The organism is Methylobacterium sp. Leaf466, from assembly GCF_001425565.1.
Classification (GTDB): domain Bacteria; phylum Pseudomonadota; class Alphaproteobacteria; order Rhizobiales; family Beijerinckiaceae; genus Methylobacterium.
Map to the genome: position 1 here is coordinate 302,844 of NZ_LMRC01000034.1, position 14,569 is coordinate 317,412.

Sequence of the window (14,569 nt, forward strand, 5' to 3'; positions counted from 1 at the left end):
TTGCCCCCTCAGCCGCGGCCGGCTTCGCCGCGCTCGGCGGCGAGCTTGATGCCGGCCAGCACCCGCGTGTAGGTGCCGCAGCGGCAGATGTTGGTGATCTCGGAGCGGATCTCGGCCTCGCTCGGGCGCGGGTTCTGCGCCAGCAGCGCGGCCGAGGCCATGATCATCCCGGGCTGACAGAAGCCGCATTGCGGCACGTCGAGCTCGCCCCAAGCCTTCTGCACCGGGTGCGAGCGGTCCGCCGACAGGCCCTCGATCGTCACGATCTTCTGGTCCGCCGTCACGCTCGACACCGGCATCGAGCAAGAGCGCACCGCCGCCCCGTCGATGTGGACCGTGCAGGCCCCGCATTGGGCGATGCCGCAGCCGTACTTCGTGCCGGTGAGGCCGGCCTGCTCCCGGATGACCCAGAGGAGCGGCGTTTCGGGTTCGGCATCGACCTCGCGGACGACACCGTTCAGGTTCAGCCGGATCATGCTTCGTCTCCGCGCTCGGCCCCAGACAGGCTCTTCGATCACACCAGTAGATGGACAACGCGAACGTTTTGCAACGCCGCCTGGCGACGCAGCCGCTCAGGCCGCCGTCACGAACTCGCTCGCCGCGAACCCCTGCAGGTAGAGCAGCGCCGTGAGGTCGCCGTGGTCGACCTGGACGCGGGCGGCGGCCGCCACCTTGGGCTTGGCCCGGAAGGCGACACCGAGCCCGGCCTCGGCGAGCATGTCGAGGTCGTTGGCGCCGTCGCCCACCGCCAGGGTCTCGGCCGGGTCGAGGCCGAACCGCGAGCGCAGGGCGATCAGCGTGGCCCGCTTGGTCTCCCGGCCGACGATGGGTTCCTCCACGGTGCCGGTGAGGCGTCCGTCGCGCACCCCCAGCGTCGTGGCATGGGCCTCGTCGAAGCCGATCGCCGCCGCGATCGGTCCGGCGAACAGGGTGAAGCCGCCCGAGACGAGGCAGGTGTGGACGCCATGCGCCTTCAGGGTTCGAACGAGGGTGAGTGCGCCCGGCGTCAGGGTGATCCGGTCGCGGATCAGCCCTTCGATGGCGGCGAGCGGCAGGTCGGCGAGCAGTGCCACGCGCTCGCGCAGCGCCGGCTCGAAGGCGATCTCGCCCCGCATCGCCCGCTCGGTGATGGCCGAGACGCGCTCGCGCAGGCCGATCGTCTCGGCGAGTTCGTCGATGCACTCCTGCTCGATCATGGTGGAATCCATGTCGGCGAGGAACAGGCGCTTGCGCCGATGGCGCCCCACGGGCAGCACCGCCACGTCGAACGGCTCGGCCGCGAAGGCGGCGCGCAGGCGCCGCGCCAGGGCAGGGGCCGCCGCCGCCTCGCCCGGGATCAGCAGTTCGGCGGCGATCTCGCCGTTGAGGATGCGCGGCTGGTGCTCGGTGGCCATCACCGCCCGCGCCTCGGCCAGGACCGCATCGGTGATGGCGGGCCGGGATTCGTTTGCTATCAGGGTGGCGACGAGGGTCATGTCGTGAGCGTCCCCACCTTGCCGACCCGGAACGGACCGGCCGCGATCCTCATTGCAGGGCCCACCGCCTCGGGCAAGTCGGGGCTGGCCCTCGACCTGGCCCGCCGGCTCGGCGGGGTCGTGGTCAACACCGATTCGATGCAGGTCTACGCCGACCTGCGCCGGCTCTCGGCGCGCCCGAGCCCGGCCGAGGAGGAGGGCGTGCCCCACCGCCTCTATGGGCACGTCGACGGCGCCGTGAATTATTCCGCCGGGCACTTCGCCCGCGATGCCGCGTGTCTCCTGACGGAGTTGGAGGCAGTGGGGACCCTGCCGGTCTTCGTGGGCGGCACCGGCCTGTACTTCCGGGCCCTGGAGGAGGGCCTGTCCGATCTCCCGGCGGTGCCGGACCCGGTGCGTGCCGCCATCCGCGCGCGGGCCGAGGGATGCCCGACCGAGGCGCTCCATGCCGATCTCGCCGGCGTCGATCCGGCCGGGGCCGCGGCGCTTCGCCCGAGCGACCGCGCCCGGATCATGCGCGCCCTGGAGATCCATGCCGCCACCGGCCGGCCGATCGCCGCCTTCCACGGCGAGCGCAGGCCCGGGCCGCTGGCCGGCCGGCCCCTCCTCAAGCTGTTCCTGTCGCCGGAGCGCGAGACCCTGCGCCGGCGCATCGACGACCGCTTCATGGCGATGATCGCGGACGGCGCCCTCGACGAGGTCGCGACCTTGCGCGAGCGCCGCCTCGACCCGCTCCTGCCGATCATGCGGGCGCACGGCGTGCCGGGGCTGATCGCTCATCTCGACGGCGAGATCGGGCGGGACGAGGCGATCCGCCGGGGGCAGGCCGACACCCGCCGCTACGCCAAGCGCCAGTTCACCTGGTTCCGCCACCAGATGGGATCGGAGTGGCTGTGGACGGACCCCGAGGCGGCCCTCGCCCTGGCGCTGGCCCGCCTCAGCGCTTGAGGCGGGCGAGGAGGCTCGAGGTGTCCCAGCGGTGGCCTCCCATGGCCTGCACGTCGGCGTAGAACTGGTCGACGAGGGCGGCCACGGGTAGCTGCGCGCCGTTGTGGCGGGCCTCCGCCAGCACGATGCCGAGATCCTTGCGCATCCAGTCGACGGCGAAGCCGAAGTCGAACTTGGCCGCGTTCATGGTCTTGCCGCGGTTCTCCATCTGCCAGGAGCCGGCGGCACCCTTGGAGATCACGTCGAGGACCGCTTCCACGTCGAGCTCGGCGGATTGCGCGAAATGGATCGCCTCGGCGAGCCCCTGCACGACGCCGGCGATCGCGATCTGGTTGACCATCTTGGTGAGCTGGCCCGAGCCGGCCGGCCCCATCAGCCGCGAGGCCTTGGCGTAGGACAGGATTGCCGGTTCGACGGCCGCGTAGACGGCCTCCTCGCCGCCGCACATCACGGTGAGGGTGCCGTTCTCCGCGCCGGCCTGACCGCCGGAGACGGGTGCGTCGACGAAGCCGAGGCCGGACTTTTCCGCCACCGCCGCCAGCGCCCGGGCGATCTCGGCCGAGGCGGTGGTGTGGTCGACGAAGGTCGCGCCCTTGTCCATGCCCGAGAAGGCGCCGTCCTCGCCCATCGTCACGCCGCGCAGGTCGAGGTCGTTGCCGACGCAGGCGAACACGATCTCCCGGCCCTGCGCCGCCTCGTAGGGGGTCGGCGCGGAGCGGCCGCCGTGCTGCGCGACCCAGGCCTCCGCCTTGGCGGCGGTGCGGTTGTAGACGGTGACGTCGTGGCCGTGCTTGACGAGATGCCCGGCCATCGGGCCGCCCATGACACCGAGACCTAAGAACGCGACCTTGGCCATGACCTGCTCCGAACGGTAAAACTACCGCAGCGGTCTAAGCCTCATTCCACGGTCTGTCATACGGTCGACCTGAAAAAATCCGTGCTCAGCCGCCGGTCACGCTCATGTGGCGGGGCACCGCCGCGGGCCGGGCCCGTTCGATGACGAAGTCGTGGCCCTTGGGCTTGCGGGCGATGGCGTCGATCACCGCCTGGGTGACCAGCGCGTCGTCGGGCGAGGCGCGCAGGGCCGCGCGCAGGTCGGCCGCGTCCTCCTGCCCCAGGCACATGTAGAGCTTGCCGGTGCAGGTGAGCCGCACGCGGTTGCAGCTCTCGCAGAAATTGTGGGTCAGCGGCGTGATAAAGCCGAGGCGGCCGCCGGTCTCCGCGATGCGGACGTAGCGGGCCGGGCCGCCGGTGCGGTCGGGCAGCGGCACCATGGTGAAGCGGCTCTCGAGCCGCGCCCTCGCCACCGAGAGCGGCAGGAACTGGTCGGTGCGGTCGCCCTCGATCTCGCCCAGCGGCATCACCTCGATCAGGGTCATGTCCATGCCGTCGCCGTGCGCCCAGGCGATCATGTCGGCGAGTTCGTCCTCGTTGACGCCCTTGAGCGCCACCGCGTTGATCTTGACCTTGAGGCCGGCGCGGCGCGCCGTCTCGATCCCGTCGAGCACCACCTTGAGGTCGCCGCGGCGGGTGATCGCCTTGAACTTGGCCGCGTCGAGGGTGTCGAGCGAGACGTTGACGCGCTTGACGCCCATCGCCGCCAGGTCGCCGGCGAAGCGCCCGAGCTGGGTGCCGTTGGTGGTCAGCGTGAGTTCGTCGAGAGCGCCGCTGTCGAGGTGGCGCGAGAGGCGGCCGAACAGGTGCATGATGTCGCGGCGCACCAGCGGCTCGCCGCCGGTGATGCGCAACTTGCGCACGCCGCGCCCGATGAAGACCGCGCAGAGCCGGTCGAGCTCTTCGAGGGAGAGCAGGTCGCCCTTGGGGAGGAACTGCATGTCGTCGGACATGCAATAGACGCAGCGCAGGTCGCAGCGGTCGGTCACCGAGATGCGCAGGTACGTGATCGCCCGCTGGAACGGGTCGATCAGCGGCATCGCCACCGGTGCGGACGGACGGGAGACGGCGTGGGGAGCGTCCATGCTGGACTCGCGACTGGAACCTGGGGACAGGGTATCGGTATTGCCGCGTGACGAACCTGGCATGCCACGCCATATGATGCGTCGCGGGCCCATGAGCAAGCGCGCGCCTCGGCGCGCCGGGGTTGTCGCGGCCGCAGGCCTGCTGGGCAGGCCTTTCTGGGCAGGCCTTCTGGGGATGACCATGACCGATCAAGCGACGACCCGGCCGATCGTCGAGCAGCAGGTGTCCGGCGGCACCGAACGCTGGCCCACCGAGATCCGCCTGTCGGGCGACAAGCGCACGCTCACCGTGGCCTTCGAGGACGGCGGCCGCTTCGCGCTGCCGGCGGAATACCTGCGGGTATCCAGCCCATCGGCGGAAGTGCAGGGGCATTCGCCGGCCGAGCGCAAGGTGATCGGCGGCAAGGTCGACGTGGCGATCCTGGCGGTGGAGCCGATCGGCAACTATGCCGTGAAGCTCACCTTCGACGACATGCACGACACCGGCCTGTTCGGCTGGAGCTACCTGTACGACCTCGGCCGCGAGTACCGGAAGCGCTGGCCGATCTACCTCGCCGAACTGGAGGAGCGCGGCCTCACCCGCGAGCCGGCCAGACGGTCGGTGGCCAAGCCGACAGCTGCCAAGCCGGCCGCGGCCAAGCCGGCCACCGACGAGCCCGCGGGCGGCGGAAGCTGCGGCAGCGGTTGCGGCTGTCATTGAACCGCAAGCCCGGCGAACGCCCCGGCGTGTTCCGATCCCACGAGTCCCCGCTCCCGAGATTGACCCGGCCCGAGCCTGGCGGCAGAACCCCGCCAATTCTGTCGCCGTCGGATGAGGACATAGCCGTGACGATCCAGCCATCAAGCCGTCTGCTGGCCCTTGTCCTGTCAGCCGGTGCCCTCGCGGGGTGCCAATCGACGGCGAGCGCCCCGCCGCCGGCCGCAGTGGCGGCGGCTCCGACCGCCGTCGTGCTGCCGCAGGGGTCAGGGTGCGGCCCGGCCATCGCCAGGACGCAGGCGGTGGTGGAGAGCGATGTGGCGACCGGCAACCTCAACAAGCCGGTGGGCGACCGCTTCCAGGCCGACCTGAGCGTGGCGGCCCAGGCCTGCGCCGCCGGCCGCGACCGCGACGCCTCCGGCCTGCTCGCGGCGGCCAAGGCCCGCTACGGCTACCCGTAAGGGGCATCGTACCATTTCCGGGTGATCACTTCGTGATGCGGACATGGGCTTCGCTCAGGTGCCGCGCGGGCTCGGTGATACGGTTCCCGCTCGATCCAAGCGGAAACCGTATCACCCACCGAAGGCGTGGCCGAGCGCGGCTCGCACGAAGCCCGGCATCCGCGCGGGATCGATGTCGCCGGTCCTGCGCGCGATCGTGAAGCCGGCGAGTTCCGGTGCGGCTTCCGCCCGGCGGTGGCGGTCCATCCTGGCCACCAGCGTATCGGCGTCCTCGGGGAAGTCGATCTCACGCAGGAACGCGAGCTGGCCGTCGCCCTGCCAGAGGGTCCAGCGCTCGGGCGCGCCGTCTGGCACCGCCATCCCGGTCTCCTCGGTGAACTCCCGCGCGGCGCTGCCCGCGAGATCGACGCGACCGTCCGCTCTCAGATCGTCGAGGTCGGGGGTGCCGCAGGGGAAGTACGCCTGGCCGGCATTGGCGGTGTGGCCGCCCATGATGCCGAGGATCACGGCGCCGTCCGCCGAACGCGGCACGACCGCGGCGAAGACGTTCTTCACGCCGCCATCGGGCGAGCCGGCGTCGCGGTGCCCGAGGAAGCAGGCGTAGCGCGTCTCGAACAGATCGAGCCGGCAGGCCCCCTCCGTCACTTCCCAGCCGCAGGCGAGGAAGACCCGGCCGTCGAAGATGCCCGGCCGCTCGGCCATCCGGCGCGCCCAGTTCCGGGTGACGAAATCCGCCGCCTCGCGCGCCCACGGCCAGTCGTGGGCGACGCGGCGCGCGGCGATGCGGCTCACGGCGTGCCGGGTGAACGCCTCAGGCATGCAGGGTGCCTTCGGTGACGACCACCGCCGAGCCGGAGATCTCCACCGTGCGCAGGGCGCCCGACGCGATCGTGAGCTGGACCCCGATCGCGCTCGGCCGACCCATCGCCACCCCTTGCGTGATCGCCACGTCGTGGGTGCCGTCGCCGAGGGGCTCGAACTGCATCATCACCCCGGCGAAGGCCGCCGCCGCCGAGCCGGTGGCCGGATCCTCCGGCACCCCGAGGTGGGGCGCGAACATCCGCGCGAGGTAGCGGTGGCCGATCCCCTCCGGATCGACCGCGTAGAGGTAGAGGCTATCGCCCGTCTCCAGGGCCGCGAGGCCCGCCGGATCGACCGTCGCGGCGTCGAGGGCGGCGCCAGTGGCCACCGGCACGAAGGTGAAGCCGTGGCCGATGCCGTGCCGGCTCGGGACGTGGAGACCGAAGCCGACGTCGGAGGCCGATAGGCCGAGGGCCGCGGCCAGGGCCCCGCGGGCCGGCGCCTCGCCGCGGTATTCGGGCATCACCGGCAGGGTGAAACGGGCGCGCCCGCCGTTCGCGCGGGTCTCGACCACGCAGGAGATCACGCCGATCTCCTCCTCCAGGCCGAAGGCGCTGGCGTCCGCGAGCCCCGCCCGCCCGTCCTGCAGCGCCAGCAACACGGCCGTGCCAATGGTGGGATGGCCCGCGAACGGCAGTTCCCGCGCCGGCGTGAAGATGCGCAGCCGCGCCTTGCGCCGGGGCTCGTCGGGGGGCAGCACGAACACCGTCTCGGAGAGGTTGAACTCGCGCGCGATCCTCTGCATCGCCGCCCCGTCGAGCCCCTCGGCCTCGAGGACGACAGCCAGCGGATTGCCGGAAAACGGCGCCTCGGTGAAGACGTCGAGGGTAACGAAGCGGCGTGCCATGGGCTGTCCTTGCGGCGAGGTGGCGGATCGGGCCGCAGGATAGCCTGCCCTCGCCCCCGGCGCATGCCCCGGGCGAGGCCTCCGATCGCCACCGCAGGCCGGTCGTCTCAGGCGGGCGGGCCGTTCTCGGCCGTGTCGCGGCCCGCGTCCCGCGACGCCTCGGCCCGGCCCTGCTCGCGTGCGGCCGTCATCAGCGCGGCGATCTGGCTCGCCGTCGCCTCGTACGTGGCGGTGCCCTCGACCCTGCGAAACCCGTGGAGCAGCGCGCTCTCGATCAGGGCGTTCTCGGCCTCGCTGCCGGGCGCCGGCGACGCCGGGGGAATGCGACCGGTGTCGCGGAAAGTCCTGGCGCGGCGCAGGCCGACGTAGATCTGTTCGATGAGGACATGGCCGCTCCAGTCGTCGTCGATGGTGATGACGCTGGCGCCGTGGTGGATCGCGATGGGAAAGGTCATGCCGGCTCCGGCCCCTCGACGGGCGTCTCGTGAACGCTCCGGTCCGGTCCATGGACGTGCGCTCCTGCCCGGGCAAGCGCCGGCGCGCGGGTTGAAACCCGCTGCCCGGACCGGTATCGCCGTCGTGGCGATTCCGTCTTCGGCCCCAGGGCTCCCGCGGACCTCGGCGCTTCGTCCCGTGACAGCCGGGCGATGTCGAGGCACCGGTGCCGATGGACGGCCCTCACGCGCAGGTCAGTCCCAGGTCGGTCAGTCCCATGTCGGTCAGCCCCACGTCTGTCAGCCACTTGTCCGAGATCCGCCCGCGTCGCAGCGTGCTTTCCATGCCGGGCTCCAACGCCCGCGCCCTGGAGAAGGCCCGGACCCTTCCCACCGATGTCGTGATGATCGACCTCCGCCCCCGAGGTGAGGACGCAGGCGCGTGCCGCCGTGGCCGCGGCCGTCGCCGCGCGCGGCTTCGGGCGCCGCGAGGTGGTGGTGCGCATCAACGCCCCCGACACTCCCGCCGGCGAGGCCGATCTCGCCGCCATCGCCCCGGCCGGCCCCGATGCCATCGTCGTGCCCAAGGTCTCCGGCCCCGACGTGCTGGTGAGCGTCGGCTCGCGCCTGCGGCGGCTCGGCGCCCCCGACAGGACCCGGCTGTGGGCGATGATCGAGAGCCCGATGGCGATCCTCGAGATCGGATCGATCGCCAGCGCCGCGCGCGACGTCGATTCGCGCCTCGCCTGCCTGATGGTGGGTCCCAACGATCTGGCCAAGTCCAGCCGCCTGCGCCTGGGCGTGCCCGGCCGGGCGGCGCTGCTGCCCTGGCTGATGACCGCCCTGGTGGCCGCCCGCGCCTACGAGATCGACATCGTCGACGGCATCTACAATTCCTTCACCGATGCCGAGGGGTTCCGCGCCGAGTGCGAACAGGGCCGCGATTGCGGCTTCGACGGCAAGATGCTGATCCACCCGAGCCAGATCGAGCCCGCCAACGCCATCTTCGGCCCGACCGCCGAGGAGATCGCCGAGGCCCGTGCCATCATCGCCGCCTTCGCCGCGCCGGAGAACGCGGGCCGCGGCGTCATCCCGTTCCGGGGGCGCATGGTCGAGCGCCTGCACGCGGTCGAGGCCGGCCGCACCGTGGCCATGGCCGAGGCGATCGCGGCCCTCTCGGCGTGACCGGGGCGCCGCCGGATCTGCGCATCGCGGTCCGCCTTCACGACGCGCGGCTGCGGGACTGGGGCTTTCCGCGCTGGGGCTCGGCCGGGGCCGCGGGCCTCGACCTGCATGCCTGCCTCGACGCGCCTGTGACGTTGCTGCCGCAGGCGCCCCCGGTGCTGGTGCCGGCGGGGTTCTCGGTGCGGATCGGCGATCCGGACTGGTGCGCCCTCGTCGTCCCGCGCTCCGGCCTCGGGCACAGGAGCGGCCTCGTCCTCGGCAACACGGTGGGCGTCGTCGATGCCGACTACGAAGGCCCGCTCCTGATCTCGGCCTGGAACCGCAACCCGCCCGGTGCGGCGGATGCCGACATCGTGATCGCGCCGGGCGACCGCATCGCCCAGCTCGTCTTCACGCGGGTCGTGCGCCCGCAGATCACCATCCTGGACGGCGGTTCCGGCGGCGAGGCGCCGGGCACGCGGGGGACCGGAGGCTTCGGGTCCACCGGAATTCGCCCTTGACCGTTGCCGGCTCGCGACGACTTTCAGCCTCGCTTAACTGGTCGTGAGCCAAGGTCTCACGGTGCCGCAGCCTCTCGGGCCCCATGCGGCGCGGCGCGATCCGTGGCGGACGGTTTCGGACAGGCAGGCATGGCGGCAGATCCCGAACCCTCGCAGATCGCCATCGTCTGCTCCGCCACGCCGACCGATCTCGTCCTGGCCCTGCGCCCCCTCGACGCCGCCCTGCGGGTCATCGAGGGAGCCGGCACCGCGGCGGATCACCTGCGCGACCCGGCGGTGGACGTGGTCGTCGTCGAGCACGGCACCGGCCTCGACGGGCTCGGCCTCGCGGCGGCGCTGCGCGGCGAGCCCGATCTTGAAGAGACGCCCATCATCCTGATCGTCCCGGCCGAGGGCGGCCCGTCGCGGCGGGAGGGCATCGCCGCCGGCGCCACCGACGTCGTCCTGGCGCCCTACGATGCCTTCGACCTCCAGATCCGCACCCGCAACCTCGCCGCCCTGTCGCTGGCGCGCCGGCAGGCGGAGCGCCAGGCCCGGTCGATCCATCGCGTCGTGAACCGCGCGGTGGCGGAATCGGCCCAGCGCGAACGCGAGATCATCCGCCGTCTCATGCTGGCGGCGGAGTACCGCGACGACCAGGCCGGCGACCACCTGACCCGGGTGGCGGGCTGCGTCATCGCCATCGCCGAGGGCCTCGGCCTGTCGGAGGCGGACGCCAACGACATCGCGCTCGCCTCGACCATGCACGACATCGGCAAGATCAGCATCGCCGACGACATCCTCATGAAGGCCGGCCCGCTCACCCCGGCCGAGCGCGACGAGATGAACCAGCACGCCCTGCGCGGCTACCAGATGCTCAACGACAGCCCGTCCCACCTGCTGCAACTCGCCTCGGAGATCGCGCTCACCCACCACGAGCGCTGGGACGGCACCGGCTACCCGCAGGGGTTGGCGGGCGACGAGATCCCGCTCTCGGGCCGCATCATCGCGGTGGCCGACGTGTTCGACGCGCTGATCTCGGAGCGGGTCTACAAGCGCGCCTGGCCCGTGGACGAGGCGCGCCGCCACCTCGAGGACAACGCCGGCACGCATTTCGACCCGGCCTGCATCGCCGCCTTCGTCTCGCGCTGGGACGACATCGTGCTGCTCACCCAGGAGCGCCCGACCGTGGCGGCGACCGCGTCGGCGGCCTGACGCGTCGGACCGAAGGGCGGCTGCCGGCCTTCGAAAAAAATCCGGTGCGCTACAGAGCCCGCCTCACCCCGCGTCCTGCCCCAAAGCCTCGGGGCGCGGCATCGCGATGATGCTGTAGCCGGCATCGACGAAATGGACCTCGCCGGTGACGCCGCCGGAGAGGTCGCTGAGGAGGTAGAGGGCCGAGCCGCCGACCTCGTCGAGGCTCACGGTCCGCCGCAGGGGCGCATGCGCCTTCTGGTGGGCGAACATCGCGCGGGCGTCGCCGATGCCGGCACCGGCCAGCGTCCGCATCGGCCCGGCCGAGATCGCGTTGACGCGGATGCGGTCGGGGCCGAGATCGGCCGCGAGGTAGCGCACCGAGGCCTCGAGGGCGGCCTTGGCCACCCCCATCACGTTGTAGTTGGGCATCACACGGGTGGCGCCGCCGAAGGTCAGGGTCAGGAGCGCGCCGCCCGGCCGCATCATGGGTGCGGCGCGCTGGGCCACCTCCGTGAAGGAGAAGCACGAGATCGTCATCGTGCGCGAAAAGTTCTCGCGGGTGGTGGCGTCGACGTAGCGGCCCTTGAGCTCGGCCTTGTCGGAGAAGCCGATGGCGTGGACCACGAAGTCGATGCCCTCGGGGAAGCGCTCTCCCAGGGCGGCGAACACCGCGTCGACGCTGGCGAGATCCTCGACGTCGCAGGGCAGCACGATATCCGACCCGACGGAGGCGGCCAGCGGCGCCACGCGCTTGCCCAGGGCCTCGCCCTGGTAGGTGAAGGCCAGCGCCGCCCCGTGGGCGTGTAGCGTCCTGGCGATGCCCCAGGCGATCGAATGGTCGTTGGCGACGCCCATGATCAGGCCGCGCTTGCCTGCCATCAAACCCGTCATGCGTGTCCTCTCGTGGGCGATCCGGTTCTGAACGACCGGATTCGCCGGAAGTGTCGTTAAGCTCGGGGGCTCGATCAGTCCTTGGGCATAGCCGACTGGATCAGCCGGTCGGAGCTCAAGTCTTCCTCGTCGTAGCCCAGGAGTTCGGCGAGGCGCCCGCGGGCGCGGCTGACGCGGCTCTTCACGGTGCCGACCTTGCAGCCCATGATCGCGGCGGCCTCCTCGTAGGAGACGCCCTCGGCGCCCACCAGCACCAGCGCCTCGCGCTGGTCGGGCGGCAGCTTGGCCAGCGCCGTCTGCAGGTCCTCGACGTCGAGGCGGTCGCCCTGGTGCGGGGCGGTGGCCAGGCGCGCGGCGTAGGAGCCGTCCTGGTCCTCGACCTCGCGCACGCGCTTGCGATGGTCCGAATAGAAGATGTTGCGCAGGATCGTGAACAGCCACGCGTTCAGGTTGGTGCCCGGCTGGAAGCGGGCGCGGTGCTGCCAGCCCTTCAGCAGCGTGTCCTGGACGAGGTCGTCGGACCTGGCCGGGTTGCTGGTGAGCGAGAGGGCGAAGGCCCGCAGGGACGGCACGGCCGCGAGCAGGCCGTTGCGGAACTCCGGCTCGATCGCCTCGCCGCGGGCCTTGAGGGCCGCTTCCAGCTTCTCGATGAGTTCGGCGAATCGGCTCGGCTGGTCGTCCGTGGGCAACCGGTCGTAGATCGTGCGCAGGTGCTCGCCGAGGTGCGTCCGGATGGTCGCCGTCAGGTTGGGACGTCCATCGGCGGCGTCACCGCCGGTCGTCTCGATCACGTCGCGTGTCATGGCTCGTGGCGTTCTGATCTGGTCGGAAAGGGGCCGGCGACCGGCTTCCCGGCGCGGGGTGAGGTATCGCGGCGGTCCGCTACCGGCCGGGATGCCCATCGTGTCGGACAGGGTTGTAGCGCATCGCGGGCGGTGACGCACCCCGTACGCTCAAGCTCCTGCCACGGCGCCCGTCGCCACCGGCCGGACCGCGACCGCCCGCCGCGCCCCGGGCTTGAGCACCCGCACCGCCCCGTCGCGCAGGGACAGGACATGGCCGCGCTCCACATGCGTCCAGCACTCGTCGCGGGTCAGGGCCGTGGTGGCGACGACGGTGACCACGTCGGACGGGCCCGTCTCACGGGAAAAATCGACCCGCCAGTCCTCGTCCACCAGGGTGGCGGTGCCGAAGGGCGCGCAGCGGGTGAGGTAGCACAGGCGCTTGCCGCAATGGGCGTAGAGGGTGCGACTGTCGGACAGCAGCATGTTGAACACGCCGAGCCCGTGGAGTTCGGCGCAGAGGTCGGCCACCGCCCGGTCGAGCTGGGCCGAGGTCGGCAGTTTCGGCCAGCGCGCCTGCAACTGGTCCATCATCCAGCAGAAGGCGTGTTCGCTGTCGGTGGAGCCCACGGGCTTGAACCAGGTCAGCGGCCAGCCCTTCACGCCGCGCAGCTGCCCGTTGTGGGCGAAGGTCCAGCGCCGGCCCCACAGCTCCCGGCTGAAGGGGTGGGTGTTCTCCAGCGCGACCCGGCCGCGGTTGGCCTTGCGCACGTGGGCGATGACGATGCGGCTCTTGATGGGAGCGTTGCGCAGGAGCTTGGCGAGTTCCGAGCGCGCGCTCGGCTCGGGCTCGTGGAAGGCGCGGCAGCCGCGCCCCTCGTAGAAGCTGATCCCCCAGCCATCCGCATGCGGCCCGGTCTCGCCGCCCCGGCGGGCCAGCGCCGCGAAGGAGAAGCGGATGTCGGTGGGCACGTTCGCGCTCATGCCGAGCAGTTCGCACATGGTGTGGGGGCGATTTCTTTGGAAGAAGGGAAAACCCGCAGCAGGCGGGCAGGCTTAAGGGCCTTTGCGGAATCCCACAACGCGCCTTCGCCTACAACGCCCCCTCGCGGATCGCTCCGGGGTCGGCCAGCGCATGCAGCAGCCGCGCCGCGTTGTGAGCAAAGCGCAGGGTCACGGCCTTGCGCCGGGCGCCGCTCAGGGGATGCTCCGGCCCCTCGCGCAGGATCATCGCCCCGAACGCATCGGCGACGATGAGGCCGGTCTCGGCCGGGATCAGCGACTCGGGCAGGGTCTCGGGGATCGCGAACAGGAAGCGGTCGCAATAGGCCCGGTAGTCCGGCCATTTCCTGTCGGCGCGAAAATCCGCCACGCTCGACTTGATCTCGACGATGGTGAGCCGCCCGGCCGGGCACAGGGCGATGACGTCGGCACGGCGCCCGCCCGCGAGGGTGAACTCGGGGATGGTGACGTGGCCCATCTCGCGAAACAGCCGCCGGACTCCGCGCTGGACCTGCAGCGCGGTGGCCGATTGCCGGCGGTCGGGGGGAAGGACGACGTGGGCGAGGGAGGCGGACATGCGCGGCGCGGGGGCGTGTGACGGCGTCCCGAAACGGGACGGCGCCCCTCAAGAATCAGGTCGCGGCGCCGTTGTCACCTGCGGCGTCGTTCCGTCAGCCCGCGCCTCACCCGCGAAAGTACGTGAACAGCCCGGCGCCGGGCGCCAGCATCGCGAAGGCCCAGACCAGGGCGGAGAGCACGTTGGCCACCTGGAACGGCATGCGGGCCACGCCGAAGGCGCCCGCGATCAGGGGCACCACCGCGCGGGCCGGCCCGAAGAACCGGCCGACGGCCACGCCCATGGCGCCCCAGCGCCGGCAGAAGTCCTCGCCGCGCGCCACCATGTCGGGGTACCGGCTCATCGGCCAGAGCCGCTTGGTGGCATCGGTGTAGTGGCGCCCGACCTCATAGGAGAGCCAGTCGCCGAGGATCGCGCCGAGGGCGGCGGCCAGCACCACCGGCCAGAACGGGATACCCACCGCCCCCATCAGCGCGCCGATTCCGATCAGCAGGACGGTGGAGGGCACCAGCAGCGACAGGAATGCCAGCGATTCGCAGAAGGCGAGCACCCCCACCACCAGGGGCGTCCACTCCTTGTTGGCTTCTACGAAGGCGAGGCTCGCGGTCTTGATGGCGTCGAGGTCGATGAAATCGAAGGTCATGTCGGCTTTCAGCAGATCGTGTCCGCTTTCAAAAGGTCATCGGCCGCCTTCATACGGGGGCGGGGTCGCACCGCAAGCCCGCAGATCGTTTCCCCGGCGGGCGGTGCAAGG

17 protein-coding genes and 1 pseudogene are annotated in these 14,569 nt (G+C 71.7%); 6 read left to right on the forward strand and 12 right to left on the reverse strand.

Annotated elements, in window-relative coordinates; genetic code table 11:
• Positions 1-8: 8 nt before the first annotated feature.
• Complete coding sequence (locus ASG59_RS17570) at positions 9-476, reverse strand: (2Fe-2S)-binding protein (protein WP_055886691.1); 468 nt, start codon at positions 474-476, stop codon at positions 9-11.
• Positions 477-572: 96 nt separating this feature from the next.
• Positions 573-1,475 carry a phosphoserine phosphatase SerB gene (gene serB, locus ASG59_RS17575; RefSeq protein WP_056410372.1) on the reverse strand — a complete coding sequence of 301 codons (903 nt, stop codon included), beginning with the start codon at positions 1,473-1,475 and terminating at the stop codon, positions 573-575.
• A gap of 3 nt (positions 1,476-1,478) precedes the next feature.
• On the opposite strand from serB, the gene miaA reads away from it, so the two are divergent.
• Positions 1,479-2,423 (forward strand): tRNA (adenosine(37)-N6)-dimethylallyltransferase MiaA, encoded by a 945-nt coding sequence (gene miaA / locus ASG59_RS17580; protein ID WP_056410374.1) that lies wholly within the window; start codon positions 1,479-1,481, stop codon positions 2,421-2,423.
• On the opposite strand, the gene ASG59_RS17585 is transcribed toward miaA, so the two are convergent.
• Together ASG59_RS17585 and moaA are read right to left on the reverse strand one after the other, a co-directional pair.
• Complete coding sequence (locus ASG59_RS17585) at positions 2,413-3,279, reverse strand: NAD(P)-dependent oxidoreductase (RefSeq protein WP_056410376.1); 867 nt, start codon at positions 3,277-3,279, stop codon at positions 2,413-2,415. The genes miaA and ASG59_RS17585 overlap by 11 nt on opposite strands.
• A gap of 85 nt (positions 3,280-3,364) precedes the next feature.
• Positions 3,365-4,402 (reverse strand): GTP 3',8-cyclase MoaA, encoded by a 1,038-nt coding sequence (moaA, locus tag ASG59_RS17590; protein ID WP_055886681.1) that lies wholly within the window; start codon positions 4,400-4,402, stop codon positions 3,365-3,367.
• A 181-nt stretch (positions 4,403-4,583) separates the two neighbouring features.
• Between moaA and ASG59_RS17595 the strand changes: the two genes are divergently transcribed.
• The gene (locus ASG59_RS17595) at positions 4,584-5,102 is read left to right on the forward strand and encodes a DUF971 domain-containing protein (RefSeq protein WP_056283166.1); all 519 of its coding nucleotides are present in this window, start codon (positions 4,584-4,586) and stop codon (positions 5,100-5,102) included.
• A gap of 131 nt (positions 5,103-5,233) precedes the next feature.
• Entirely contained in the window at positions 5,234-5,560 is a 327-nt protein-coding gene (locus ASG59_RS17600; RefSeq protein ID WP_056410536.1) for a hypothetical protein, read from the forward strand.
• Positions 5,561-5,671: 111 nt separating this feature from the next.
• Here the strand turns inward: ASG59_RS17600 and ASG59_RS17605 are convergent, their stop codons facing one another.
• The 3 genes from ASG59_RS17605 to ASG59_RS17615 all read right to left on the reverse strand — a co-directional run bounded on the left by ASG59_RS17605 (position 5,672) and on the right by ASG59_RS17615 (position 7,723).
• Positions 5,672-6,379 (reverse strand): hypothetical protein, encoded by a 708-nt coding sequence (locus tag ASG59_RS17605; protein WP_056410378.1) that lies wholly within the window; start codon positions 6,377-6,379, stop codon positions 5,672-5,674.
• Complete coding sequence (locus tag ASG59_RS17610; RefSeq protein ID WP_056410381.1) at positions 6,372-7,268, reverse strand: PhzF family phenazine biosynthesis protein; 897 nt, start codon at positions 7,266-7,268, stop codon at positions 6,372-6,374. Before ASG59_RS17610 ends, ASG59_RS17605 begins: the two co-directional genes overlap by 8 nt.
• A 107-nt stretch (positions 7,269-7,375) precedes the next feature.
• A complete protein-coding gene (locus tag ASG59_RS17615; RefSeq protein ID WP_055886670.1) occupies positions 7,376-7,723 on the reverse strand; it encodes a hypothetical protein in 348 nt (115 codons plus the stop codon).
• Positions 7,724-8,010: 287 nt separating this feature from the next.
• Between ASG59_RS17615 and ASG59_RS20755 the strand changes: the two are divergent.
• From ASG59_RS20755 to ASG59_RS17630, 3 genes and pseudogenes are all read left to right on the forward strand, one after another.
• A pseudogene (locus ASG59_RS20755) lies at positions 8,011-8,887 on the forward strand (CoA ester lyase).
• A complete protein-coding gene (gene dut, locus ASG59_RS20760) occupies positions 8,884-9,387 on the forward strand; it encodes a dUTP diphosphatase (protein WP_055886667.1) in 504 nt (167 codons plus the stop codon). Before ASG59_RS20755 ends, dut begins: the two are co-directional and overlap by 4 nt.
• Before the next feature lie 129 nt (positions 9,388-9,516).
• Entirely contained in the window at positions 9,517-10,581 is a 1,065-nt protein-coding gene (locus tag ASG59_RS17630) for an HD domain-containing phosphohydrolase (protein ID WP_056410383.1), read from the forward strand.
• A 63-nt stretch (positions 10,582-10,644) separates the two neighbouring features.
• On the opposite strand, the gene fabI is transcribed toward ASG59_RS17630, so the two are convergent.
• From fabI to ASG59_RS17655, 5 genes are all read right to left on the reverse strand, one after another.
• The gene (fabI, locus tag ASG59_RS17635) at positions 10,645-11,454 is read right to left on the reverse strand and encodes an enoyl-ACP reductase FabI (protein ID WP_056410386.1); all 810 of its coding nucleotides are present in this window, start codon (positions 11,452-11,454) and stop codon (positions 10,645-10,647) included.
• 74 nt (positions 11,455-11,528) lie between these two features.
• Positions 11,529-12,257 carry a sigma-70 family RNA polymerase sigma factor gene (locus ASG59_RS17640; protein ID WP_055886658.1) on the reverse strand — a complete coding sequence of 243 codons (729 nt, stop codon included), beginning with the start codon at positions 12,255-12,257 and terminating at the stop codon, positions 11,529-11,531.
• 150 nt (positions 12,258-12,407) lie between these two features.
• On the reverse strand, positions 12,408-13,238 hold the full coding sequence (locus ASG59_RS17645) for a class II glutamine amidotransferase (protein ID WP_055886654.1): 831 nt from the start codon (positions 13,236-13,238) through the stop codon (positions 12,408-12,410).
• Positions 13,239-13,329: 91 nt separating this feature from the next.
• Complete coding sequence (locus ASG59_RS17650) at positions 13,330-13,815, reverse strand: MmcB family DNA repair protein (protein WP_055886651.1); 486 nt, start codon at positions 13,813-13,815, stop codon at positions 13,330-13,332.
• Positions 13,816-13,921: 106 nt separating this feature from the next.
• On the reverse strand, positions 13,922-14,443 hold the full coding sequence (locus ASG59_RS17655; protein WP_056410540.1) for a DedA family protein: 522 nt from the start codon (positions 14,441-14,443) through the stop codon (positions 13,922-13,924).
• Positions 14,444-14,569 lie beyond the last annotated feature (126 nt).